Below are 20,235 nucleotides of genomic sequence, written 5' to 3' on the forward strand. Positions count from 1 at the left end.
ACGCATGCCTTCGGAACCGATTGCCTGCCCTGAAGTTCAGGGGTCCGAAAGCAGGCTCAAGGGGCCCCGGACGGAGGTCGTCTCGCCGGGCTTGATGTCCACGGGGACCTGATGCGCCTTGGAGGTGGCGTCCACCAGCTTCAGCGTGTGCTGGCCCGCGGGCAGCTTCACCTTGAACAGCGGCGTCTTGCCCAGGTCCTGGCCGCCGAGGAAGACCTGCGCCCTGGGCTCGGTGACCAGGGTGAGGAAGCCGGGCTCGCCCGCCGGTATGTCCTCCGAGCTGGACGGCGCCTTGCGTGGAGACGAGGTCACCATCCTGCTCCGCTGGGTTGAATTGCGGACGCGCTTGAAGGTGCGGGGCTCCTTGGGCGGGGCTTCGTCCAGCACCGGGGCCCGGTCCGTCAGCGGGGCGGGGGCCACATCCCCCGCGGCCTCCAGGGACGCGATGCCGCCGGAGGCCGGGGACGCCGTTCTATCCTTCACGGGTGCGTCCACCGGCGTGTCCGTGCCCGCCGCCACCGTGTCGCCCGCGTTCCCCGGTGCGGGCGTGTTCGTTACCGTCGCGCGCTTGTTGTCGTCCGCGTTCCCCGGAGCGGGCGTGTCCGTTCCCGTCGCCACCTGCTTGCCGTCCGCGTTGCCCGGAGCGGGCGTGTCCGTGCCCGTCGCGCGCTTGTTGTCGTCCGCGTTCCCCGGAGCCGGCGGGGTGCGTGTCCCGGAGCCGGCTTGAGGATCCGGCGGCGCACCCTGGCCGAGCAGGGGCTCCAGCCGGGAGGACACGACGCCCCCGTCCAGCTTCAGCACCACCGCCGCGGCGCCCAGCGCCAGCATGCCCACCACCGCGGTGAGCGCCACCCAGGCCTTGCCCCGCCGAGGCGGTGGCCGGAGGTGTGTCGAGCGCGTGGCTCTGGCGCCATCGCCTCGGCCCATCACCGTGGACTCTTCGTCCTCCTCGTCGTGCAGGTCGCGGACGCGGACGGGCAGGGTGGTGTGCTCGGCCGACATGCTCCTGCGCCGGACAGGAACGGAGCGGCGCGGCGCCGCCGACACGGGGAGGGTCGTGTCCTCACCGGCGTCCGGTGGCGGCACCGGCATGCGAATCATCGCCGTCTGGAGGTCGCGCTCCACCGGAGGCGGCGTGGGGGCGGCGCGCAGGCCATCCTGGGTGCGGGGCGCGCGGGCGCGGGGGGCATCCTCCGCCGCGACGCGAGGCGCGGGGAGCTCGGAGGGGGGCACCGCGCGCAGGCCGTCCTGGGTCCGGGATGCGCGCGAACGGGCCTCGGCGCGAGGGGACTCCTCGACGGCCGGCGAAGCCTCCGGCGTGCGGGCCGAGCGGGGCCGAGGGGCGTCGTCCACGGATGGAGAAGCCTCTGGCGTGCGCGAAGCCCGGCTCCGCGTGGCGTCGGCGCGAGGCTCCTCGGGCGCGGGAGGCGGCTCGGGAGGCCGCGGCGCGCGGACCTGGGTCTGTTCCCGCGCGACGGCCTGGGCCTCCGCCGTCGCCGCCCGCGCGCTCTGACGCGGGTGGGCCTCAGCCGGGGCCGGGGGAGGGGAGCCCACGTCCCTGCCGGTGCCGGGGAGCTGCGTGCGGACCGTGTGCTCGGGCGGGTGGGCCGGCATCCCCGGCTGGGTGCGCATGTGCTGCACCCCCGAATCCGGCGGAGGAGGCGGCGGCGCCATCGTCTCGGGAGGCGGCGGTGGGGGGCGCGCGTCGGCGGGGGAGGCGCGCGAGGTCAGCCGCTTGCCCGGAGGCGCCTGGAGCACGGCCTTGCGGACGGTGCCGGCGTCGGGGGACGCGGCGGTGGCGCGCCGGGGCGTGGGGGCCGGCGCGGCGCTCCGAGCCGCTCCCGGGCCCCGGTTCGGCGGCTGCACGGTGACGCCGCCGGTGGGCAGCTCGGAGGGCTCGACGCCCATGGCCATCACCCGGGCCAGGTTCACCACGCCGGTGGTGTCCCCCGTCTCGTCCTGCCCGCTCATCAGGAGCTGCCGCGTCTGGTCCCTCCGGTCGGAGAAGAGGCGCAGCATCAGCTCGCTGCTCTGCTCCGGGTGCCAGATGAGGGGCCCCACGGCGCGCTCGATGGCGCGGGCGAACTCCAGCGTGGAGGCGTAGCGGTCCTCGCGGCGCCTGGACAGCGCGCGCAGGACGATGGCGTCCAGCTCCGGCGGCACCTGCTTGTTGGTGCGCGAGGGCGGCGTCACCTCGCAGCGCAGCACCGCGTTCATCATCGCGTCGGCCTGCTTGGCGTAGAACAGCCGCATGCCGGTGAGGCACTCGTGCAGCACGACGCCCAGGCTGAACAAGTCACTGCGCGCGTCCAGCGGCTCGCCCATGATCTGCTCGGGCGACATGTAGCCGCTGGTGCCCTTCACCATGCCCACCGCGGTGCGGCTGGCGCGGGCCAGGCTCTTGGCGATGCCGAAGTCGAGCAGCTTGGTGACGCCCTCGTACGTCACCATGATGTTCTTCTCCGCCACGTCCCGGTGGATGACGGGGGAGGGGCGGCCCAGCGGATCCGTGAAGGTGTGCGCGTAGTGCAGCGCCACGGCGGTGTCGCGCACCGCCATCAGGCTGTACCCCATGGGGATGGGCGTGTTGGCCTGCCGGCACGCGCGGGCCACCTCCACCAGCGTGGCGCCCGGGACGAACTCCATGGAGAGGAAGAGCTCTCCGTCGGCGATGTCCAGGTCGTACACCTGGGCGATGTGCGGGTGGTTGAACGCGGCCGTCACCTTGGCCTCGTCCAGGAACATCCGGACGAACTCCTCCTCGCCGCGGATGTCCGGGAGGATCTGCTTCAGCACCACCAGCTTGTGGAAACCCGCCAGGCCCCGTTGGGACGCGAGGAAAATCTCCGCCATCCCGCCCGTCGACAGGCGGCAGAGCACCTCGTACTTGCCCAGCGTGCGCGCTTCCTGCGCGAGCGGCAGCCTGTTCCCACTCATCGAATGGCGTCGAATGTACACCGTGAGCCGGATGGACGCGAAAGCCCCGTCCCCCATGGGTTTGTGACGGAACCCGGTGACTTCCCGGGTAGGGCGGAATTGAAGCCGGATTCAGGTGGGGAATCGTGGGCGCCCCGGACGGAGCGTGTCAGGGGCTGGGGGCTGGCCGCGTCCACGCCGGCAGCTCGCCAATCCCTGGCGATGGCTTTCCCGGTGAGACGCAGGCCCACGGGGCCGCGCTCCCGGGGGGCTGACACTTTCCCGCGCGCGCCCTGCTTCACACCGATGGAGTGGGCTAAGACGCGCCCCAAGGTTCCATGGATACTTCTGTTTCGCCCCGCACCGTCACCGGCCGTCTCGACGTCCACCCCCGAGGCTTCGGCTTCCTCACCGTGCAGACGCCCGGCTCGCCCGAGGTGCTGTCGGCCTTCGTCCCGCCGCCCGACCTCAACCCGTACTTCGCCGGGGACGTCGTCACGGCCACGGTGACGGCGGGCGCGGATGGCCGCTGGTCGGCCAGCAACCTGTCCCTGGTGGAGCGCCCGCGCACCCAGGTCTACGGCGAGGTGGTGCTGCGCAAGGGCGCGCCCCTGCTGCGGGTGGACCGCGAGGTGGCCAACGCGGACTGGACGCTCGACACGGCGGGGACGCAGGTGCAGGCCGGTGACGCGGTGGTGGCGCGCATCGACGAGGGCAAGGTGGTGTTGCTGTACCGGGTGGAGGCGGGGGAGGACCGCTCCCTGGAGCGCGTCATCGCCCGGCACGAGCTGCGCAAGGACTTCCCGGCGGAGGTGGTGGAGGAGGCGCGGAGCGCGCGCGCGGTGCCGCACGCGGCGGGGGCGCGGCGGGATTTGCGGAGCGTGCCCACGGTGACGGTGGATGCGCCGTCCACGCGGGACATCGACGACGCGATTTCGGTGTTGCCGGCGGGGCCGGATGGGGCGCTGCGGCTCTTGGTGTCCATCGCGGACGTGGGCGAGTACGTGAAGCAGGGCACGGCGCTGGACGCCGAGGCGCGCGAGCGGGCCACCAGCGTGTACCTGGCGGGGCGCGTGCTGCCGATGTTGCCGGAGGAATTGTCTTCGCACTGGCTGAGCCTGGTGCAGGGCGAGGAGCGGCTGTGCCTCACGGTGGAGCTGCGCATCGACCCGCAGGGGCGGGTGACGGCGGCGGACGTGTACGAGAGCATCATCCGCTCCTGGGCGCGGCTGGACTACGACGAGGTGGCGGCCTTCCTGGACCGGGGCGAGGTGTCCGCGCCCATGGAGCCGGTGCGCGAGGTGATGCCCTGGTTCCGGCTGGCGGCGGCGCGGCTGGCGGTGGCGCGGGCGGCGCGAGGCGGCATGGAGTTCGCGCGGGACGAGGCGCGCTTCACCTTCGACCAGGCGACGGGCGAGCTGTCCGGGCTGGTGAGTGAGAAGCCGACGTCGGCGCACGCGATGATTGAGCGCTTCATGGTGGCGGCGAACGAGTCCATCGCCGGGTGGCTGCTGGCGCGAGGCCTGCCGGGCGTGTACCGGGTGCACGAGCAGCCGGACCCGCTGCGGGTGGCGGACCTGAACGCGTTCGCGGAGACGTCCGGCTTCGCGGCGGGCTTCGGGCGGGAGCTGACGCCCCTGGCGCTGGCGGCGTTCGACCGGCAGATCGCCGGGGCGGTGGCGGAGCCGGCGCTGCGCTCGGTGCTGCGGCGTTCGCTGGGGCCGTCGCGCTACACGGTGAAGCCGGGGCCGCACTTCGGCCTGGCGGCGCCGCTGTACCTGCACTTCACGTCACCGATTCGGCGGTACGCGGACCTGGCGGTGCACCGGACGCTGAAGGGGTACCTGCAGGGGCGCCGGGACTTCGTGGACGAGGACCCGCGGGTGGAGGCGCTCGCGGCGCACATCAACGCGAAGGCGCGCGCGTCGACGCGGGCGGAGAACGACCGGCACCGCGAGCTGGAGGCGCGGTGGATGGCGGGGCACGTGGGCAAGCAATTCCCCGCGCGTGTGACGCGGGTGCGGCCCTTCGGCCTGGTGGCGCAGTTGGACGGCATGCTGGTGGAAGGCGTGGTGCCCACGGACGCGCTGACGGGAGGCCCCTTCCGCCCGGACGCGCGCGAGCTGTCCCTGGTGGGCAGGGAGCGGACCTTCACCGTGGGCATGCCGGTGACGGTGAAGGTGACGTCCACCGACGAGCAGCTCGGCCGCATCGAGCTGGCATTGGCGGAGTAGCCATTGATGAAAGTGTGGGAGGGACGCCCGGATGAGCCTTCGTTGGGCCAGGATTGCCCTGTTGCTGACGGCGTGCGGTGGGGCGGGCTATCGCTACGCGGGAAGGGACATCTACTTCGGACCTGAGGGTGGCCAGGTCTGGGTCAGGGGCCCCTGGCCCGCCATCCAACCTTCCCGGAACGTAGATGACGTCATCGACCAGCTCTGCCCCATCATCATGGAGATGGATGGTGCGCGAGAGAAGGAGTACGGCCAGGAGTACTGCGGCGTCCTGTACTCGCTCGGAGATGGCGTCTTCCACGCGAGCTATCCGTCGCCCATCGGTGAGATGCAGCGAATCGGTCCCAACAAGCGCAAGTCATGCACTTCACCACGCTACGTGCGAGACGCGCGTGGCCGGGCGGTCGGTATCGCGGACTACCACAGCCATCCCTGGGCGCCGTCGCCCCTGACTCCGGAAGACAGATGGGAGAAGAACCAGCGATGGCTCATCCGGATCCAGTTCGACACGGACTGTCACGTGATGAAGCTGGTTCCCCACTCGAATGAGCCTCGGCCCGGTGAGGTCTACCTTCGCAAGGGGCGGACCTGGGAACTCATTGGCATCATCAAGCCGGAGCACAAGCCACTCGGCATCGTCACGGACGTGGGCGGATAGGAGCGGGTCATGAAGTGTCGAGCCCTGTTGCTGACGGTGGTGCTGCTCCCTGGTTGTGTTCTCTTCCAGCGACCCTTCCGGCCGGAACATGCACCCAAGGAGGAGGCGGCGAAGCTTCCCTATCCGCTGTGGCTTCCGTCGGAAGGCCGAGTGCAGGTGCCGGCGAACCTGGCCGCCGCCATCGGACTCGCGATGGACGACATGCTTCCTCGGGATGTGAAGCCTCCTCGCGACGCCACGCCGGATGATGTGTGCCTCCACCGCCGCGACTCCTATGATGTCGAGGCGGCTCCCCTGAACGAAGAGGTCGTCCTCGTCCGCTTCCTGGTGAAGGAGGGCGCATGTCGCAGTGAAGGAGCCACCGCGACCGAGGCAGCCACGTACGCCATTGACGTACGGGGCTGGCGCATCCTCGCCGTCCAGCGATAGGCGCGCCGGCTCAACCCGCGAGCGGCAGCCCGCCCGTCTTCTCCATCAGGTCCTTCGCGGTGGCCCAGCCGAGCAACCCCGTGGAGGACTTCACCAGGTAGAGGTAGCCCTCGCCCTTGCGGCTCGATGGCGACGCGGCGAGCACTTGAATCGTGGAGCCCTGCGCCAGCGTGGCGACAACCTTCTTGTCCGTGCGGCTGCGCGCCAGGGGGAACGACTGCTTCACCGTGGCCTCGACGCCCACGGCGTACAGGTCCTGCGGCACCTCGGACACCTTGCCCGTCTTCGCGTCCAGCACGTACTTGTCGCGCCGGTTCCAGAAGCCCTGCCACGAATCGGACAGGATGATGCCGTTGCCCCTGGCCTCGGTGAGCGCGGGCACGGTGCCCAGCAGCTTCAGCGCCTTGCCGTCGAAGCCGTAGATGAACGAGCGCTGGTCGTAGTCCGTCTGCCCGGTGCGCACCACCAGCTCCTTGCGCGAGTCCCGGCTGTCCAGGTCCACGATGAACACGCCCGCGGGTTCATTGTCATCACCGGGGCCGCGGAGGGTGGCGCCGCCCGCCTTGAGGACGAACTCGTTCTTCGGCGCGTCGAACTGGATGGACACGGCCTCGGGCTTGCCGTCTCCGTTCAGGTCCACCGACGCGGACTTCACGGGCGCGGCGTCGTCCGCGATGGCCAGCGGCGCGGTCAGCAGGGAGCAGGTCATCACCGCCAGCACGTGCGCGTTCGTCTTCATCGAGGTCCTCGGTGTCCGTCTCACACGGGCCGCGAAGGCGCGGTCCGGAAGGTCGCGCCCGCATCGTAGCCACACCCGTGTGCGCCGCGGCGGCGATTCACCGCGCCGCCCCGCTCACCCCCGCCGGCCGAGGCGCCCCCGGAAGTGCGTGTCCAGATAGGCCTCCGCGCGCTCGTAGGTGGCCAGGTCCGCCGAGGACAGGGGGCCGCCGTGCTCGGGCAGGTTCGCGCGCCGGGCCCGTTGCAACACGGAGCGCGGCGCGCCTTCCGCGGCAGGCGCCAGCGTCCGCGCCACGGCGTCCACCCGCGCATGGGCCTCGTCCACCACCGCGAGCGCCTCCTCCAGGGAGACCTCCTTCTCCGCCAGCGCGGCGAAGAGTTGGCAGTGATAACGCCGGCAGCTCGCCGGACGGTCCGTGTAGACGGTGCACGCGCGCCCATCCAACGCCGAGCAGTGCTGCATCAGGGCAGGGGTGCCATCCGTGCGCGAGCCGACCGCCAGCCCGCGCCGCCGCAGCGCCAGGGCCTCCTCCGGCTGGAGCGACACATGGGTGAAGAGGGTCCCGTCACAGCACATGCCGCAACGAAGGCAGAGGGTGTTGAGCGGCATCGTCCCTCCCTAACCCGCTGAAGGAAGGCGTTCCATCGCGGCGAGCAGCCGGCCGAGCCTTCATCTGCCCTCTCGTCGGAAAGGGCCTCGAAAGTGGGCCGCGTCGTGGGTGCAGGGGGACCCGATGGGAGGCTGACATACATCCATGAAAAATAAGACATCCAGACCTGTCCTGGAGAGCAGCTTACGCATGGCTCTTTCGTGCCCACGCTTCCAGTGAGAATTCTCAAGTTTCGCACCTGTGAAGCCGTACAATCGGCGGCCTTGGACAACGGAGCTGTCATGCAGACGGACACGCTGGAAGGGTTGAGCGGCCGGGCGTCGATGCTCGGTTACAGGATGGGGACGGAACTGACGGCGGTGGCGTCGTTCGGGAACCTCCAGGCGCCGTGCCGGTTGGTGCAGCTCTCGTTGGAGCACCTGACGCTGAACCTGGGCACGCAGGCGGCGCCGAAGCCGGGCGAGACGGCCTCGGTGGTGCTGGGCCATGGCGAGCGCTGGGCCACCGCGCTGGACGCGGAGGTCATGGACGTGCGCGGCGCGCCGGAGGTGAGCCTGCGCTTCCTGGCGCCGCCGCTGGACGCGGGCCGCCGCATCGTCTCCGTGCTGGAGGCCCTGCGCGACAACGGCCTGCTGCTCCCGCCGGAGACACGGCCCGTGTGGAAGGAGCGCATCGACCATCCCGACCGCGTGCGGCGCATCTGTGACGCGCTGGTGGGCCGGCAGGCGCGCGGCATGGCCCGGGCCGCGGATGGCCGCAAGGTGCCGGTGACGGCCGCGTCCTTCGACGCGCACGAGGGCCTCTTGGGCTGGCGCTTCGAGGGCGAACTGCCCGCCCAGCCCTTCACCCTGGAGGCCTTCGGGTACAGCAGCGTGGTGCACCTGGAGGTGAGCGAGGCGCGCGAGGCGTCCGGGCTCGTCGTCATGCCGCTGCCCCGGGAGCTGGTGCGCTACCGCCACCGCTGGCTGCGGCGCGCGGCGCCCAGCCGTCCCTGCACGCTGTCGTTCGACCATCCGCTGTGGCCGCAGGTGCATGTGCGGCGGCAGGTGGTGGACCTGTCCTATGAGGGCATCGCCTTCCTGACGGAGCCGGGCGAGGACCTGCTGTACCCCGGCCTGCGCCAGCCCGTGCTGGAGGTGGTGACGGAGGGCATGGCGCCGGTGCGGCTGCGCGCGGAGGTGCGCAACATCTCCAGCACCGCGGCGGGCCGCCGCTGCGGCATGTCCGTGCGTCCCCTGGATGCCTCGGGCGCGCAGGCGTGGCGCGCGCTGGTGGAGTCTCAGATGCACCCGGCCACACAGGTGGAGGGCGACTGGAACGACGCCACCTGGAAGCTCTTCGACGGCTCGGGGTACTTCCGGCTGCCGGGCAAGGCACCGGAGGACTTCGAGGACGCGCACCCCCGCTTCGACGCCACGCTGGCGCGGCTGGAGGGCCGCACGCGGCTGGGCTACCGGGTGGTGCACCCGGAGGGCCAGTCGGTGGGCGCCACGCTGTCGGTGGTGAAGCCGTATGAAGGGAGCTGGATGGCGCACCAGCTCGCGCGGCAGCCGGTGAAGGGCAGCCGCACGTCGGCGCGCGAGGCGCTGCGCGACATCTACCTGCGCGGCTACGAGCCCACGCAGGTGGACCCGGAGGTGAAGTGGTTCTTCGCCTTCTGCGAGGCGCGCGTGCGCTGGGTGCGCTTCACCAAGTTCGACTTCGCCACCTGGTACGAGCACACGGGCCAGACGTGCCTGGTGCCCTTCCAGTTGATGGAGGCGGAGGTGGACGGCGCCTGGGAGATTCCCGCGGGCATCGAGGTGGGCACGCCCACCGAGGCGGAGCGCGAGGCCTTCTTCGACCAGGTGGCGCGCACGCGTCCCCTGGCCTACCGCGAGGCGCTGGACCTGGTGCCGGAGCGCTTCGACCTGAAGCGCGCGAAGGAGCGCTGGGGCGAGGCGGGGCTGGGCCGCGAGCGCGAGCTGGTGGTGGCGCGGCACGAGGGCAAGCCCGTCGTCCTCGCGGTGCTGGAGACGGCGCAGCCGGGCCTCAACCTCTTCAACGTGCTGGACGGCGTGCGGCTGGTGCCGCTGGTGGACGACGCGACGAAGGAGGCCCAGGACGCCATGGTGGCGCTGCTGGCCCACGCGGCGGACTGGTACCGGGCGCGGGAGCGCAAGGTGTTCATCCACTACGTGGAGGCGTCCTGCGTGGAGTACGTGGAGCGCGCGTCGCTGGCGGACCTGGGCGAAGGCAAGCTGTGGGTCATCTCCGCCAGCCTGCTGCCCGAGTTCCTCGAGCACCTCTTCGAAGCCACCACGCCCCCCGCGGGGGCGTAGTCGCGGGGACGCAGGCTCAGCCTTCGTCCTCGTCCGGGTCCGGGTAGGACTCCAACTCGTCGTCCTCCTCGGCGGCGTGCGCGGGGCCGCGCTTCTTGCCCTTGCCGTCACCGCCGCCCATGTCGAAGTCCGCCGCCACCACGTACCACTGGCGGCCCTGCTGGATGCGGCGCAACAGGCGCTCCTGCTCCAGCGCCGCCAGCAGCCGGGCGAAGGTGGAGAAGCCGTGCTCGCGCTCGTCGAAGTCCGGCTCCTTGCGGACGATGGCTTCCTTGATGAGCGACGGGTTCACCGGACCGGTGGCGCGCGCCAGCATGCTCTGCACCACCTCGCGGGCGATGTCCGGCACCTCCGTCTTCGACTGCGACTTGCCGCCACCCTGCGCCGCCTTCTCCTTGTCGCCCCGGCCCTTCTCGTCACGCCCTGGGCGGCCGCCGCGCTTGCCGTGGCCCGCCTCCTCGGCGGACACGCTCTGCCGGCCCTTGTCGCCCTTGTCGGAGCGTGACTGGCGCGGGCGCAGGTAGATGAACTCGTCGCAGGCCTTCACGAAGAGCGGCGACGTGGACTCCTTCACCGCCAGCCCGATGACGGTGCGGCCGTTCTCACGCAGCTTGTACGCCAGCGGGCAGAAGTCGCTGTCCCCGGAGCCGATGACGAAGGTGTCGATGCTCTCGCGCGCGTAGCACAGCTCCAGCGCGTCGATGACCAGGCGCATGTCCGCGCCGTTCTTCCCGGCCCGCGTGGAGGGCGGCACGTCGATGAGCTCCACGCCGAACTCGTGCAGGCGAATCTTGGCCTCGGCGAAGCGGGACCAGTCGCAGTAGGCGCGGCGGAAGACGACCTTGCCCTTCTCCAGCAGCCGGTCGAGCGAGGGCTGGAGGTCGAAGCTCGCGGAGCTGATGCCCGTGTTGGTGACGAGGTTCTCGAAATCGATGAAGAGGGCGATGCGGTGCTCTGCGTTGCGACCGTTCACGTGCGGCCTCTGCGTGGTGCCGCCTCGAGGGCGGTGGGGAAAAGACGGCGCACCCTAGCCTGAATCGCCTGAGGGGTGAGGATGCACCCGGTGCGGACCGGCTGAATATCGGACGGTCCGAATGGAGGAGGTGACCCGCCCCCCGCGCGGACAGGGCCAGCGCAAGGGAGAGCCGGGTGACGGAGAATGTTACGCGGGGGCAAGCCTTGACGCAATACGAGTGAATCGGCAGGGTCGAAGCCGGCCGCTTGCTCAGGCCGAGGGGGAAGCCGCGTCGTCGACGCCACTTCAGGCTTCAAAGACATTCCATGCTCGATACGAAAAAAGTGGTGCGAATCATCTGTCTGATGTTGCTGGGTACGCTGGGGGGCTGCGCGCCCAGCTCTGCTGGCGACGCGGTGTCCACGGTCATCACAGACACCCTCGTCGGAGCGCCCGTCGGCGTCACCGTCCGGGTGGCGGCGGGCACGGCGACCCTGGCGGCCGGCTCCTGGTGCGAGGCGGCGCCTGGCACCTGAGAGATCCCCGCATTTGAGCGAGCGGATCGCCAGCCGCCTACTTGACAGCTCCGTGCAAGGCGGAGTGGTGGGCAGCAGGAGGAGAGGCCATGCTGGTACGCAAGGTGGCCATCAACGAAGAGCAGGTGCGGGCGTTCCTGGAGAACTTGTTCGAGGAGGACCTGCACGCCAAGCGGGTGCTGTCGCTGTCGCATGCGACGTTGGGCGTGGTGCATGCCGCGTCCTTGTCGGTGCATGCCATTGGCCAGGCCCTGGCATGGGCCCGAGGCGGCGTGCAGAAGCACGGCATCAAGCAGGTGGACCGGCTGCTGTCCAACGAGGCGGTGGACGTGTGGAAGCTGGCGGCCTCGTGGGTGCCGTACGTGCTGGCCGAGCGCACCGAAGCGGTGGTAGCGCTGGACTGGACGGACTTCGAGGCCGATGACCACACCACGCTGGTGGCCAGCCTCGTCACCTCGCACGGGCGCACCACGCCCCTGCTGTGGCTGACGCTCAAGAAGAGCGCCTTGGCGGGCAACCGGGCTCAGGCGGAGGATGAGCTGCTGCTGCGGTTGAAGGAGTGCGTGCCTGAAGGGGTGCAGGTGACGATACTGGCGGACCGGGGCTTCGCGGACCAGCGGCTGTATGCCCTTCTGGCCCAAGCGGGCTTCGAGTACGTGGTGCGCTTCCGCAAGGATGTGCGGGTGGAGGTGGAAGGGGGCCATCAGCGTCCGGCGGCCGAGTGGATACCAGCCAGTGGGCACGCCAAGAAGCTGACGGAGGTGCACGTGACGGCGGACCGCACGCCGGTGCCCGCGGTGGTGCTGGTGCACCAGAAGGGAATGAAGGAGCCGTGGTGTCTGGCCACCAGCCTGGGAGCCGCCAGTGCGCGCCAGGTGGTGGACCTCTACGCCCGGCGCTTCTCGTGCGAGGAGACGTTCCGGGACGTCAAGGACTTGAGATTCGGGATGGGGCTGTCCACGGTGCGCGTGAAGAGTCCCGAGCGGCGCGACAGGCTGCTGCTGGTGAGCGCCCTGGCGCAGGTTCTCCTGACGCTGCTGGGCGCCGCTGGGGAGAGCCTCGGTATGGAGAAGGGCTTGAAGGCCAACACCGTCAAGACGCGCACCTACTCGCTCTTCCGGCAGGGCTGCATGTATTACCAGGCCATTCCCATGATGAAGGAGGAGCGATTGCGGCCTCTCGTCGAGCGCTTCGCGGAACTCCTCCGCCATCACCCTGTCTTCAAAGAAGCACTTGGCTTCATATGAGGGGATGGCTCAGGCCTGGCACCTGCGCCGAGCTCGCGCACACCGTCCTGGCCCTGCGCCCCGCGGTGCTGACGGAGCCCCTCTGGCGGATGGCCGCGGAGCACACGAGGGGCAAGCGCAAGTCCACCTGGGACAAGCACACGAAGACGCGCGCGGGCGGCAAGGAGAAGAAGGACGGCCGGATGCGCTTCAGCCACGGCGAGGACGACAACAGCAAGGCGAAGAAGGAAGAGGCGCAGCGGAAGAAGGAGGAACAGAAGCGGAAGAAGGAGGAGGCGCGGCTGAAGAAGGAGGAGGCGCGCATCCAGCGGGAAGCGGACAAGCGGAACAAAGAGGCGAAGCGGAAGTGACGCGGGAGGTCCTCGTGGAGAAGACACACGCCACGCTGAGTGACGCGGAGAAGCGCCGCATCAGCAAGCGAATCGACGCGCTCTTCGCCGAGGCGCAGTGGGGCGAGCTGGACCAGCTCCTCTCCGGCTCCCTGCGGGGCACATCCGATGACCACTGGCTGCACGTCCGGCGGGCGGACGCCTGGTACGCGCAGGGGAAGTACGCCAGGGCGGAGCGCCTCTTCCAGCAGGTGCTCCGGGCCATGCCGCGGTGTCCCCTGGCGCGCTGGGGGCTGGCGAACACGCGCATGGCGCGGGGGAACGCGGAGGACGCGCGGAAGCTCTTCCTGTCCCTGGCCCGGCAGAAGCCGGAGGTGATGGGCACCGGCGCGTGTGGCGAGGGCGTCCGGTGGGCGCGGGGGCTGGTCGCGGACGCGCACTTCCGGCTGGGCCAGTTGGAGGAACAGGCCGGCGCCACGGCCGCGGCCCGGCGCCGCTACCAGGCCTACCTGCGAATCCTCCAGCAGCCGGCGTTCTCCCTCGAAAGCCGGAAGGCGGCGAACACCCGCCTTCGCGCGCTGGGCCTCCCGAAGCAGGCCCGGCGCTGAGGGCCCGGCGCCTCCGCCTGCTCGCGGCACGTGCGTGGACCCACGGCTCCGCGCGGGCCCCCGGCGCGCCGCATGGCGCACGGCCCATGGTGCGACGGTACGGCCCGCCCACAGGGCCGCGGCGTCACGTCAGGGCCTAGCTTGTCGGCATCGAGGGGCTCACCGCCCCTCCAGGAGGAGGACCCCATGAAACGAATGCTTGCTGGGAGCGGGTGGCTCGTCACCATGGCGGCGCTGATGGCGCCAGCGGCCGTGCTGGCCCGTGAGCCCGTGAGCCCCGCGGGTGAGATCAATGGCTCCGGGAACATGCCAGCCCCGACTGGCCTGGACCAGAACTTCACCAACTTCGGCGCGTCGATGAACATCGACCGCTCCAGCAGCGGCAGCCAGCGCAACCTGGACGTGGGCCCCCAGGCCAGCGGCGTGGGCATGCCCATCCGCGAGGTGACGCCGGACCAGGAGGAGATGAAGCGCCTGTCCGGCAAGGTGCTGAAGCTCAACGGGCAGATGCTCTACCTGGAGACGGAGCCCGGCGCCGTGGTGCCCCTGGACTTGAGCGCGCTGCGCATCCGCAAGCAGCCGGAGAAGGGCCAGCGCGTGGTGGCCGTCTACCAGGTGGAGAACACGACGGAGAACGTGGCGCTGGCGCTCGCCGGTGAGGTGCAGCCGAAGGACTAGTCCTCCGGGTGGAGCTGGACGAGCGAGGGCAGCTCCGCCGCCCTCGCCCGCAGCCGCGGCTTGGGGCGGATGGCCACCGGCACGCGCGAGGCCGCCAGCAACTCCAAATCAAACACGTTGTCCCCGAAGGCGGCATAGAGCGGCTGGGACGTGCGCGCGCGCAGGCAGTGCACCTTCCCGGCCGCGTAGGGGATGGGCTCGACGATGCGGGGCAGCACCGTCCCGTCCTCGGTGTGCGGCGTGCAGGCCAGCACGTTCGCCGGCTCCATTCCGAGCGCGCGCACCGCGGCCTCCACCACGGCCAGCGGCGAGGCGCTGACCACGTAGCAGGGGATGCCCTGGCCCCGCGCCCACTCGACGACGCGGCGGCTCTCGGGGTGGATGCGCTGCTTCACCTCGCGCCGGGCCACCACGTCCGCCGCGAAGTCGCGCACCGCGTCCACGCGCCAGCCGGCGAAGAGCCACGCCACCATCTCGTAGATGTCCTTCTCCGGAATCCGCCCCGCCTCGAAGGCGGCGAAGAGCTGGTGCGCCAGCTCGCGCGCGGGCTGGCCCCGGGCGAAGCCATGCGCGGCGGCCAGCCCCTCCAGGGCCTCCTGCGCCTGGGGGCGGATGCCGCCGTGCTCCAGCAGGGCGAGGAACACGTCATCCCCCACGTCCCCGCTCCACAGCGTGCCGTCCCCGTCGAAGGCCAGCACGCCGCCGGGGGCGCGCTCGGCCTCCAGGCGGATGCGCTCCAGCGTCTGCTCCACACGCTCCATCCTCATGGGCGCGCATCCTCTCCCGGCCCGGCGTCCACGTCACCCCGGGCGTGTCGAGTCGTCGTCACTTCGCGGCGCCTGCTCGCACCTCGTCCAACAGGCGCAGGTCCACCAGGCCGTCGAGGTTGGCGTCGGTGAGGAAGCCCAGGCTCTTCGCGTGCTCGGCCGCGGTGGCCAGCGCCTGGGGCACCGGGTCCAGGCTGGGCTCCAGCCGGGAGAAGGCCTGCTGGAGGATGGCGGGCGGCAGCGGCTTCTTCGTGATGTGTCCGAAGGCGGCGTTGGCCGCGGTGGTGAAGCCAGCAGGGTCCTGCTCCCAGCGCCCGGTGAGCTGCACGTGCGCCCGCAGCAGCGCGGCCACGCGTGGCCGCTGCGTCTCCAGGACCTTGCGCGTCGTCACCAGCACCGTGGTGGGGAACCGGCCGCCGGGCCACAGGTCCTTCTCGTTGACGAGGATGCGGCCCTTGCCCTCGGCCACCAGCCGCGCGCCCCAGGGCTCCGGCACCCAGGCGCCCTCGATGCCGCCGCGCAGGAACTGCCCCAGGATGTCCGGGTTGCTGAGCGGGAAGATTCGCACGTCCCCCGTGCCGTCCAGGTTCGTCGTCAGGCCCTGCTGCTTCAGCCAGTAGCGCAGGGCGATGTCCTGCGTGTTGCCGAGCTGCGGGGACGCCAGCTTCTTGCCCTTGAGCTCCGCGGGCGTCTTCACCGTGCGCACCACCAGCACCGCGCCGTCGTTCACCGCGCCGGCGATGATGCGCAGCTCGCGCCCGGCCTTGAGGAAGGTGTTGATGGCCGGTCCGCTGCCCACGTAGGACACGTCCAGCGAGCCCGCCACCAGCGCCTCCATGGCGGCCGGGCCGGCGTTGAACTGCAGCACCTCCAGCTTTCCGACGCCGGGCTGCGAGGCGAAGGTGCCCTCCTCGTTGCCCACCAGGGCCTGGGCATGGGTGATGTTGGGGAAGAAGCCCAGGCGCAGCGGGGCGTCCGGGCCGCGCTCGGACTCGCGCTTGCAACCGGCGCCGAGCACCGCCAGTCCGGCGACCACCACGGGCAACAGGGAGCGGAAGGCACGCATGGGCGCTGAAGGTGTGACGCGGCGGCGGGATTTCAACGCCCGCGCGCACGCAAGCGTCGGGCGCCGCACGGCCGGAAAGCCTCACGTCGTGGCCGTCAGCCCCCACCGCCGCCGCAGCCGCGCCTCCACCGTCTGGAAGAGGACACGGTCCACCGTGGTGCCGATGATGACGATGGCCACCATGACGGCCATGACCTGGGGCACGTCCATCAGCTCGCGGCCCACGGTGAGGAGCTGGCCCAGGCCGCCGGAGACGAAGAGCAGCTCGCCGGCCAGCAGCGCGCGCCAGGCGAAGCTCCACCCCAGCTTCAGGCCGGTGACGATGCCGGGCAGGGCCGCGGGCAGCAGCACGCCGAAGTGGAAGCGCAGGCCGCGCACGCCCAGCGTGCTGGCCACGCGGGTGAGCTGCGGGTCCACGCCGTTGACGCTGTCCTCCGTCGCGATGGCGATGCCCAGCACGCTGCCCATGACGACGACGAAGAGGATGGCGCCGTCCGTCAGCCCGAACCACAGCAGGGCCAGCGGCAGCCAGCAGATGGAGGGCAGCGCCTGCAGCCCCATCACCACCGGCTTCACCGCGTTGCGGAAGAAGGGGATGCGGGAAATCAGCAGGCCCAGGGGGACGCCCAGGGCCACGGACATCAGGTAGGCGCGCCCCAGCCGCCCCAGCGAGCGCCCCGCCGCGCCCGCCAGGCGCCCATCGGCCACCATGGCGGCCAGGCTGTGCGCCACCGTCATCGGTCCGGGCAGCAGGTGCGGAGACCAGAGGCCCAGCCGGGCGACCAGCTCCCACAGGCCCAGCAGCAACGCCACCACCAGCAGCTTCTGCGCAGCGTGTTTCATCGCGCACCTCTAGGGGCCGGGCAGCACCTGCGGACGGAGCACGGGCCGCGCGGGGACTCGGGCGGGCGCCGCGGGGAGCGACGTCGTATGCGCGCGGCCCTCCACCTCCCGCAGCAGCCCGCCGACGTGCCGCACCATCTCGTTGAGCGCCGCGTCCTCCGGCCGGCGCGGCATGGGCAGGTGGACCTCCAAATCCTTCACCACGCGGCCCGGCCGGGGCGCCATCAGCACCACGCGCGTGCCCAGCATCAGCGCCTCATGGACGTCGTGGGTGACGAACACCACCGTCTTGCCCGTGCGCACCCAGATGGATTGGAGCAGCTCCTGCATGTGGATGCGCGTCTGCGCGTCCAGCGAGCCGAAGGGCTCGTCCATGAGCAGCACGGTCGGGTCCACCGCCAGCGCGCGGGCGAGCGAGGCCCGCATCTTCATGCCCCCGGAGAGCTGGTGGGGCAGCGCGTCCTCGAAGCCGCCCAACTGCACGCGGTGGATATAGGTGTCCGCCCGCTCGCGGCGCTCGGCGCGCGGCACGCCCCGGGCCGCCAGCGCGAAGGTGATGTTGCCGCGCACGGTGAGCCATGGAAACAGCGCCGCCTCCTGGAACATCAGCAGCCGGTCCGGCCCCGGCCCGTGGATGGGCTGCCGGTCGATGGACACCGAGCCCCCCGTGGGCACCACGTGCCCGGCCAGCGCGTAGAGCAGCGTGGACTTGCCACAGCCAGACGGGCCCAGCAGGCAGACGAATTCGCCCGAGCGGACGTTGAGGTCCACGTTCTGCAAGGCGACCACCTTGTTGGCGTACTCGTGGTCCAACCGGGCGACGCTGATTTTGGCGCGGTCCGCACCCACCTGCGCCGGCTGGAGCAGACGCAGGGAACTTCTCCAACGGCCAAGGAGGGCGCGCAGCATCGGCCACAATCTAGGCACGTAGGTTCAGGTGGGAAGGGGGCACACGCAAGTGGCCCGCGGGACACCCTGGCTGCCCGGCTGCCTTCAACGAACCGGGTGACGGAGCCGGGCAGGTGTTTTCACCGCCCGCCCGGCAGCCTTAGACGTCGAGGCATGCTGGCGGATGGGCTCATCGAGCTGATGCGGGGCGTTCTGGCGACCTACTCGGACAGGAGCCGCTTCGGCGCCGCCGGGCTGATGCTCCTGCTGGGCCTGGGGGTGCTGCTGGGGGCGGGCAGCCTGCTCCTCTCCGCCGAGCCCCTCATCGACGACGAGGGGCTGGCGTGGACCGTGGGCTTGCTGGCCCCCTTCGTCATGGGCGCCGTCGTGGCCGGCTTCCAGAAGGTGAAGCTTTGGGACTGGCAGCTCCGCTTCGACCTGGAGCGCTTCGGAGCGGCCTTCTGCGTCACCACGGGCTTCGTGCTGGCCCGCTGCGTCGGCGTCCTGCTGCTCGCCGGGAGCTGAGGCTCAGGCGGAGGCCGGACTCCGCTCGGCGCGCAGGTGCCTGCGCGTCCGCCACCCCAGCCACGCGGCGAAGACGAGCAGCAGCCCTCCCACGCCGCTGAAGGCGCCGCCCACGCGCAGGGAGGCGCCGCGGTCGTCCCGGACGAAGACCACCGGCTGCCCACCGGGGCTCGCGAGGGCCTGCTCCAGCTCCGCCTGCGCGCGCGTGGCCTCCGCCTCGTCGGTGGCCCACTGGAAGAAGAGGGGGTACTCGCCGTGCGCCGTCACCAGCGTGGGCCGGAAGATGGGCACGCGGTTGCGGCGGGCGGCGCGGGTCCGGTCCACCTTGACGCCCCGCACGTCCTTCATCGCGAAGCTGGCCACCTCGTCGCGGGTGAGCCAGCTCGAGTGGAACAGCAGACACACGCCGCCGGGCTGGCAGCGCAGCTCCACGCGGGCCTTGGCGTTGAGCAGGTAGGGGCCCAGCACGAGGAAGGGCAGGGCGAGCAGCACGCACGCCGCCGCGGCGATGGCCGTGGTGCGGCTCTTGCGCGGCTCGTCATCGGAGTAGGAGGGCTGGGGCTCGCTCACACCTCTCCTCATAGACCTGGGCGGGCCGGGTGGGCAGCGGTTTCGTGCATGCACAGCGTTGACCCCTGGGCAACGTGGGAGCGGGCGCTGTTCACCAGCGGGTCCGTGACGCCACGGGTCCATGTCTGAGCGAGCAGCCGTTCGCGGCAGGCAGCACCGTGTCCCGTCCGTGCCTGGCCGCGCGCCGGGGCGAGCATCGCAAGGAGCCCGCATGAAGGCCGTGGCCGTCTTCCCCCAGCAGCGCGAGGTGCGCGTCATCACCGACGCCCCCGAGCCCCGCATCCAGTCCCCCACGCAGGTGAAGGTGCGGACGCGGGAAGTCGGGGTGTGTGGCACGGACAAGGAAATCATCGAGTTCAAGCATGGCGCCCCGCCGCCGGGCTCGGACCACCTCATCCTGGGCCACGAGTGCCTGGGCGAGGTCGTGGAGGTGGGCGAGGCCGTCAAGGGCCTGAGCCGTGGGGACTGGGTGGTGCCGCGCGTGCGCCGCCCGTGCCCGCACGCCACCTGCCCGCCATGCCGCTCGGGCCACCCGGACTTCTGCATCACCGGGGACTACACGGAGCGGGGCATCAAGGGCGCCCACGGCTTCGCCGCGGAGTCCTTCGTGGAGGACGTGGCCTACCTGCACCGCGTGCCCACGGAGCTGCGCGAGGTGGCCGTGCTCACCGAGCCGCTCACCATCGCGGAGAAGGCCCTCCGGCAGTTGGAGCACCTCCAGGAGCGGCTGCCCTGGAAAATCGGACCGGGCCGCGCGGTGGTGCTGGGCGCGGGGCCGGTGGGCCAGCTGGGCGCCATGGCGCTGGTGCGGCGGGGCTATGCCACCACCATGTACTCTCGCAGCCCCAAGCCGAACGTGAAGGCGGAGGCCTCGGAGGCGCTGGGCGTGCCCTATGTCTCGTCGAAGGAGGTGCGGCCGGAGGAGCTGGTGCGCCGGGTGGGCGCCGCGGACGTCATCTACGAGGCCGCGGGCGTGGCGAAGGCGGCGCTGGAGACGCTGAAGGCGCTGGGGCCCAACGGCGTCTGCATCCTCACGGGCGTGCCGTCCCAGGAGGAGCCCTTCGACGTGGCCCCGGTGCTCAAGGGCGTGGTGCTGGGCAACCAGGTGCTGCTGGGCACGGTGAACGCGGCGGACGTCGACTTCGACATGGCGCTGGAGGACCTGCGACACTTCCAGGCGCGCTGGCCCGGACAGTTGGAGCGGTTCATCTGCTCGAAGCACACGCCCGAGGACTTCTGCGACGTCGTCACCGGCAAGAAGTCCGGCGGCATCAAGGACGTCATCCGCTTCATCTGACCCCTTCGACGAGGAGCGA

At 71.2% G+C, this 20,235-nt stretch carries 20 protein-coding genes; 11 read left to right on the plus strand and 9 right to left on the minus strand.

What is annotated here, in order from left to right; genetic code table 11:
• Positions 1-36: 36 nt before the first annotated feature.
• Complete coding sequence (locus tag MYMAC_RS00145; protein WP_239989244.1) at positions 37-2,937, minus strand: protein kinase domain-containing protein; 2,901 nt, start codon at positions 2,935-2,937, stop codon at positions 37-39.
• 317 nt (positions 2,938-3,254) lie between these two features.
• Between MYMAC_RS00145 and MYMAC_RS00150 the strand changes: the two genes are divergently transcribed.
• The 3 genes from MYMAC_RS00150 to MYMAC_RS00160 are packed head-to-tail and all read left to right on the plus strand — an operon-like array spanning position 3,255 to position 6,237.
• Positions 3,255-5,150, plus strand: coding sequence for a ribonuclease R family protein (locus tag MYMAC_RS00150; RefSeq protein ID WP_095956561.1), 1,896 nt, complete (start codon positions 3,255-3,257; stop codon positions 5,148-5,150).
• Between the two features lie 31 nt (positions 5,151-5,181).
• Entirely contained in the window at positions 5,182-5,808 is a 627-nt protein-coding gene (locus MYMAC_RS00155) for a hypothetical protein (RefSeq protein ID WP_095956562.1), read from the plus strand.
• Positions 5,809-5,817: 9 nt separating this feature from the next.
• The gene (locus MYMAC_RS00160; protein ID WP_095956563.1) at positions 5,818-6,237 is read left to right on the plus strand and encodes a hypothetical protein; all 420 of its coding nucleotides are present in this window, start codon (positions 5,818-5,820) and stop codon (positions 6,235-6,237) included.
• Between the two features lie 10 nt (positions 6,238-6,247).
• Here the strand turns inward: MYMAC_RS00160 and MYMAC_RS00165 are convergent, their stop codons facing one another.
• Both MYMAC_RS00165 and MYMAC_RS00170 read right to left on the minus strand, forming a co-directional pair.
• The gene (locus tag MYMAC_RS00165; RefSeq protein WP_239989245.1) at positions 6,248-6,976 is read right to left on the minus strand and encodes a hypothetical protein; all 729 of its coding nucleotides are present in this window, start codon (positions 6,974-6,976) and stop codon (positions 6,248-6,250) included.
• Positions 6,977-7,090: 114 nt separating this feature from the next.
• The gene (locus MYMAC_RS00170; RefSeq protein ID WP_095956564.1) at positions 7,091-7,585 is read right to left on the minus strand and encodes a YkgJ family cysteine cluster protein; all 495 of its coding nucleotides are present in this window, start codon (positions 7,583-7,585) and stop codon (positions 7,091-7,093) included.
• A gap of 282 nt (positions 7,586-7,867) precedes the next feature.
• Between MYMAC_RS00170 and MYMAC_RS00175 the strand changes: the two genes are divergently transcribed.
• Positions 7,868-9,907, plus strand: a complete 2,040-nt coding sequence (locus tag MYMAC_RS00175) for a PilZ domain-containing protein (RefSeq protein ID WP_095956565.1) — start codon at positions 7,868-7,870, stop codon at positions 9,905-9,907.
• A 16-nt stretch (positions 9,908-9,923) separates the two neighbouring features.
• On the opposite strand, the gene MYMAC_RS00180 is transcribed toward MYMAC_RS00175, so the two are convergent.
• On the minus strand, positions 9,924-10,880 hold the full coding sequence (locus MYMAC_RS00180) for an NYN domain-containing protein (protein ID WP_095956566.1): 957 nt from the start codon (positions 10,878-10,880) through the stop codon (positions 9,924-9,926).
• A gap of 308 nt (positions 10,881-11,188) precedes the next feature.
• Here MYMAC_RS00180 and MYMAC_RS00185 point away from each other — a divergent pair, with 308 nt between their 5' ends.
• From MYMAC_RS00185 to MYMAC_RS00205, 5 genes are all read left to right on the plus strand, one after another.
• The gene (locus MYMAC_RS00185; protein ID WP_157757415.1) at positions 11,189-11,398 is read left to right on the plus strand and encodes a hypothetical protein; all 210 of its coding nucleotides are present in this window, start codon (positions 11,189-11,191) and stop codon (positions 11,396-11,398) included.
• An 89-nt stretch (positions 11,399-11,487) separates the two neighbouring features.
• Positions 11,488-12,645, plus strand: coding sequence for an IS4 family transposase (locus MYMAC_RS00190; protein ID WP_095956568.1), 1,158 nt, complete (start codon positions 11,488-11,490; stop codon positions 12,643-12,645).
• Positions 12,642-12,995 (plus strand): hypothetical protein, encoded by a 354-nt coding sequence (locus MYMAC_RS00195; protein WP_204817285.1) that lies wholly within the window; start codon positions 12,642-12,644, stop codon positions 12,993-12,995. Before MYMAC_RS00190 ends, MYMAC_RS00195 begins: the two co-directional genes overlap by 4 nt.
• A gap of 14 nt (positions 12,996-13,009) precedes the next feature.
• Entirely contained in the window at positions 13,010-13,582 is a 573-nt protein-coding gene (locus MYMAC_RS00200; RefSeq protein ID WP_239989246.1) for a tetratricopeptide repeat protein, read from the plus strand.
• 186 nt (positions 13,583-13,768) lie between these two features.
• The gene (locus MYMAC_RS00205; RefSeq protein ID WP_043709752.1) at positions 13,769-14,260 is read left to right on the plus strand and encodes a hypothetical protein; all 492 of its coding nucleotides are present in this window, start codon (positions 13,769-13,771) and stop codon (positions 14,258-14,260) included.
• Here the strand turns inward: MYMAC_RS00205 and MYMAC_RS00210 are convergent.
• From MYMAC_RS00210 to MYMAC_RS00225, 4 genes are all read right to left on the minus strand, one after another.
• Complete coding sequence (locus MYMAC_RS00210; RefSeq protein WP_095956570.1) at positions 14,257-15,027, minus strand: HAD family hydrolase; 771 nt, start codon at positions 15,025-15,027, stop codon at positions 14,257-14,259. The two genes, MYMAC_RS00205 and MYMAC_RS00210, sit on opposite strands and share 4 nt — an antisense overlap.
• Positions 15,028-15,085: 58 nt before the next feature.
• Positions 15,086-16,093, minus strand: a complete 1,008-nt coding sequence (locus MYMAC_RS00215) for an ABC transporter substrate-binding protein (RefSeq protein WP_095956571.1) — start codon at positions 16,091-16,093, stop codon at positions 15,086-15,088.
• Between the two features lie 81 nt (positions 16,094-16,174).
• Positions 16,175-16,936 carry an ABC transporter permease gene (locus tag MYMAC_RS00220; RefSeq protein ID WP_095956572.1) on the minus strand — a complete coding sequence of 254 codons (762 nt, stop codon included), beginning with the start codon at positions 16,934-16,936 and terminating at the stop codon, positions 16,175-16,177.
• 9 nt (positions 16,937-16,945) lie between these two features.
• On the minus strand, positions 16,946-17,845 hold the full coding sequence (locus MYMAC_RS00225) for an ABC transporter ATP-binding protein (RefSeq protein WP_013936793.1): 900 nt from the start codon (positions 17,843-17,845) through the stop codon (positions 16,946-16,948).
• Positions 17,846-17,998: 153 nt separating this feature from the next.
• Between MYMAC_RS00225 and MYMAC_RS00230 the strand changes: the two genes are divergently transcribed.
• Positions 17,999-18,349 (plus strand): hypothetical protein, encoded by a 351-nt coding sequence (locus tag MYMAC_RS00230; RefSeq protein WP_095956573.1) that lies wholly within the window; start codon positions 17,999-18,001, stop codon positions 18,347-18,349.
• 3 nt (positions 18,350-18,352) lie between these two features.
• On the opposite strand, the gene MYMAC_RS00235 is transcribed toward MYMAC_RS00230, so the two are convergent.
• On the minus strand, positions 18,353-18,919 hold the full coding sequence (locus MYMAC_RS00235; protein WP_239989247.1) for a hypothetical protein: 567 nt from the start codon (positions 18,917-18,919) through the stop codon (positions 18,353-18,355).
• Positions 18,920-19,130: 211 nt separating this feature from the next.
• On the opposite strand from MYMAC_RS00235, the gene MYMAC_RS00240 reads away from it, so the two are divergent.
• Positions 19,131-20,216 (plus strand): glucose 1-dehydrogenase, encoded by a 1,086-nt coding sequence (locus MYMAC_RS00240; RefSeq protein WP_095956575.1) that lies wholly within the window; start codon positions 19,131-19,133, stop codon positions 20,214-20,216.
• Positions 20,217-20,235: the final 19 nt, after the last annotated feature.

Origin of the sequence: Corallococcus macrosporus DSM 14697 (genome assembly GCF_002305895.1) — a bacterium.
Lineage (GTDB): Bacteria > Myxococcota > Myxococcia > Myxococcales > Myxococcaceae > Myxococcus > Myxococcus macrosporus.

Bases quoted from the DNA above. Each gene is read 5' to 3' on its own strand.
- MYMAC_RS00160 (WP_095956563.1), top strand. From the start codon at position 5,818: ATGAAGTGTCGAGCCCTGTTGCTGACGGTGGTGCTGCTCCCTGGTTGT.
- MYMAC_RS00230 (WP_095956573.1), top strand. From the start codon at position 17,999: ATGCTGGCGGATGGGCTCATCGAGCTGATGCGGGGCGTTCTGGCGACC.
- MYMAC_RS00210 (WP_095956570.1), bottom strand. From the start codon at position 15,027: ATGAGGATGGAGCGTGTGGAGCAGACGCTGGAGCGCATCCGCCTGGAG.
- MYMAC_RS00220 (WP_095956572.1), bottom strand. From the start codon at position 16,936: ATGAAACACGCTGCGCAGAAGCTGCTGGTGGTGGCGTTGCTGCTGGGC.
- MYMAC_RS00205 (WP_043709752.1), top strand. From the start codon at position 13,769: ATGAAACGAATGCTTGCTGGGAGCGGGTGGCTCGTCACCATGGCGGCG.
- MYMAC_RS00190 (WP_095956568.1), top strand. From the start codon at position 11,488: ATGCTGGTACGCAAGGTGGCCATCAACGAAGAGCAGGTGCGGGCGTTC.
- MYMAC_RS00215 (WP_095956571.1), bottom strand. From the start codon at position 16,093: ATGCGTGCCTTCCGCTCCCTGTTGCCCGTGGTGGTCGCCGGACTGGCG.
- MYMAC_RS00155 (WP_095956562.1), top strand. From the start codon at position 5,182: ATGAGCCTTCGTTGGGCCAGGATTGCCCTGTTGCTGACGGCGTGCGGT.
- MYMAC_RS00185 (WP_157757415.1), top strand. From the start codon at position 11,189: ATGCTCGATACGAAAAAAGTGGTGCGAATCATCTGTCTGATGTTGCTG.
- MYMAC_RS00150 (WP_095956561.1), top strand. From the start codon at position 3,255: ATGGATACTTCTGTTTCGCCCCGCACCGTCACCGGCCGTCTCGACGTC.
- MYMAC_RS00195 (WP_204817285.1), top strand. From the start codon at position 12,642: ATGAGGGGATGGCTCAGGCCTGGCACCTGCGCCGAGCTCGCGCACACC.
- MYMAC_RS00145 (WP_239989244.1), bottom strand. From the start codon at position 2,937: ATGAGTGGGAACAGGCTGCCGCTCGCGCAGGAAGCGCGCACGCTGGGC.
- MYMAC_RS00175 (WP_095956565.1), top strand. From the start codon at position 7,868: ATGCAGACGGACACGCTGGAAGGGTTGAGCGGCCGGGCGTCGATGCTC.
- MYMAC_RS00225 (WP_013936793.1), bottom strand. From the start codon at position 17,845: ATGCTGCGCGCCCTCCTTGGCCGTTGGAGAAGTTCCCTGCGTCTGCTC.
- MYMAC_RS00240 (WP_095956575.1), top strand. From the start codon at position 19,131: ATGAAGGCCGTGGCCGTCTTCCCCCAGCAGCGCGAGGTGCGCGTCATC.
- MYMAC_RS00165 (WP_239989245.1), bottom strand. From the start codon at position 6,976: ATGAAGACGAACGCGCACGTGCTGGCGGTGATGACCTGCTCCCTGCTG.
- MYMAC_RS00170 (WP_095956564.1), bottom strand. From the start codon at position 7,585: ATGCCGCTCAACACCCTCTGCCTTCGTTGCGGCATGTGCTGTGACGGG.